Annotated in this window: 2 protein-coding genes; one reads left to right on the top strand and one right to left on the bottom strand. The window is 75.1% G+C overall.

Annotation, left to right across the window (positions count from 1 at the left end; translation table 11 throughout):
* A partial coding sequence (locus DKT68_RS20040) for an LAETG motif-containing sortase-dependent surface protein (protein ID WP_201749118.1) occupies positions 1–464 on the top strand: 464 nt, incomplete at its 5' end.
* Positions 465–573: 109 nt separating this feature from the next.
* Here the strand turns inward: DKT68_RS20040 and DKT68_RS20035 are convergent.
* Positions 574–2,007: ATP-dependent DNA helicase RecG (locus tag DKT68_RS20035; protein ID WP_109818938.1), on the bottom strand; the 1,434-nt coding region annotated here is incomplete at its 5' end.

The raw sequence follows: 2,007 nt of genomic DNA, 5'->3' as shown, positions 1-2,007 counted from the left end.
CCCCGGCCCCCACCACGGCGGCGCCGAGCCCGCAGCCGAGCGAGCCGACCGGCCCGCTGGTGCCGGAGGAGCCCAACGCCCCGGTCTTCGAGATCATCTTCGACTGCGACGCCCTGGTCGTCTCCGCCGACAACCCGGCGGACGGCGTCACCGAGACCATCGTGCTCACCTCGGAGAAGGGCGTGAGCAAGAAGCTGGACCTGACCCCGGGCAGGAAGACCGAGGTCTCCTTCGACGCGTACGAGGGGCTGACCGTCACTCCGAGCATCGAGGGCGAGGAGGGCGACCCGGCCGACGCGGTGAAGTGGGTCAAGCCGGCCGAGTGCGGCGAGGGTGCGGGCGGTGGCCTGCCGCTCACCGGCGCGAACACCACCATGATCGCGGGCGGCGCGGCCGTCCTGCTGGCCGCTGGCGCGGGGCTCTTCCTGCTGGCTCGTCGTCGCCGGCTCCGGTTCACCGTCTGAACCGAACCACGCTGAACCCGAGGGCGCGTCGACCAACCGGTCGGCGCGCCCTCGGGCGTTTCCGCCCCGCGCCGACGCGCCCCGAAGTCCGGACCGGCCTGCCCGAACGTCAGCCCTTTTCCAGGTACTCCGCGCGATCCTCGTCGACCAGTGCGGTGACCGACGCGGCCAGCGCCGGGTGCCGGGTCAGCTCCGGGTCCTCCTCGACCAGGGCGATCGCCTCGGCGCGGGCGTCGCGGATCAGGTCGGCGTCGCGCAGCAGGGACAGCAGCCGCAGGTGTGAGCGACGCCCGGACTGGGTGGCGCCCAGCACGTCGCCCTCGCGGCGCTGCTCCAGATCAAGCTCGGCGAGCTTGAAACCGTCGCCCGTGGAGGCGACCGCGTCCAACCGCTCCCGGGCCGACGACCCCTCGGCCGCCTCGCTGACCAGCAGGCAGAGCCCGGCGGCGGCGCCCCGGCCGACCCGGCCGCGCAGCTGGTGGAGCTGGGAGACGCCGAACCGGTCGGCGTCCAGCACGATCATCACGGTCGCGTTCGGCACGTCCACGCCGACCTCGACCACCGTGGTGGCCACCAGCACGTCCAGGTCGCCGGCGGCGAAGGAGCGCATCACCGCGTCCTTCTCGTCGGCCGGCAGCCGGCCGTGCAGCACCCCGATCCGCAGCCCGTGCAGCGGACCCTCGGCCAGCAGCGGCGCCACCTCGGTCACCGCCAGCGGCGCACGGCGCCCGTTGTCGTCCACCGGCGGCGGCTCCTCCTCGGAGGCCGGGCCATCCCCGATCCGCGGGCAGACCACGTACGCCTGGTGGCCGGCGGACACCTCCTCGCGCAGCCGGCGCCAGGCCCGGTCGAGAAAGGCCGGTTTCTCGGCGGCCGGCACCACGTGCGAGGCGATCGGCGAGCGCCCCCGGGGCAGCTGGGAGAGGGTGGAGACCTCCAGGTCGCCGTAGACGGTCATCGCCACCGTGCGCGGGATCGGGGTGGCCGTCATCACCAGCACGTGCGGCGGCTGCTCGGCCTTGGCCCGCAGCGCGTCGCGCTGCTCCACCCCGAAGCGGTGCTGCTCGTCGACGACCACCAGACCGAGGTCGGCGAAGTCCACCCCCTCATAGAGCAGCGCGTGCGTGCCGAGCACGATGCCGGCGGCGCCGCTGGCGACCTCGCCGAGCGCCCGGCGGCGGGCGGCCGCGCCCAGCGAACCGGTGACCAGCTCGACCCGGGTGGCGTGCTCGGCGGAATCCAGCTCGCCGGCCCGCCCGAGCGGCCCGAGCAGGTCGAGCATGCCGCGGTGGTGCTGCGCGGCCAGCACCTCGGTGGGCGCCAGCAGCGCCGCCTGGCCACCCGCGTCGACCACCTGGAGCATCGCCCGCAGCGCCACGACCGTCTTGCCCGAGCCCACCTCGCCCTGCAACAACCGGTGCATCGGGTGCGGGGCGGCCAGGTCCGCGGCGATCTCCACGCCGACGTCGCGTTGGCCGGCGGTCAGCTCGTACGGCAGCCGGGCGTCGAAGGCGTCCAGCAGGCCACCGGCGCGCGCCGGGCG

Origin of the sequence: Micromonospora acroterricola, assembly GCF_003172955.1 — a bacterium.
Classification (GTDB): domain Bacteria; phylum Actinomycetota; class Actinomycetes; order Mycobacteriales; family Micromonosporaceae; genus Micromonospora; species Micromonospora acroterricola.
Note: the sequence above shows the minus strand (reverse complement) of the source record. Positions and strands in the feature narration are given on the sequence as shown.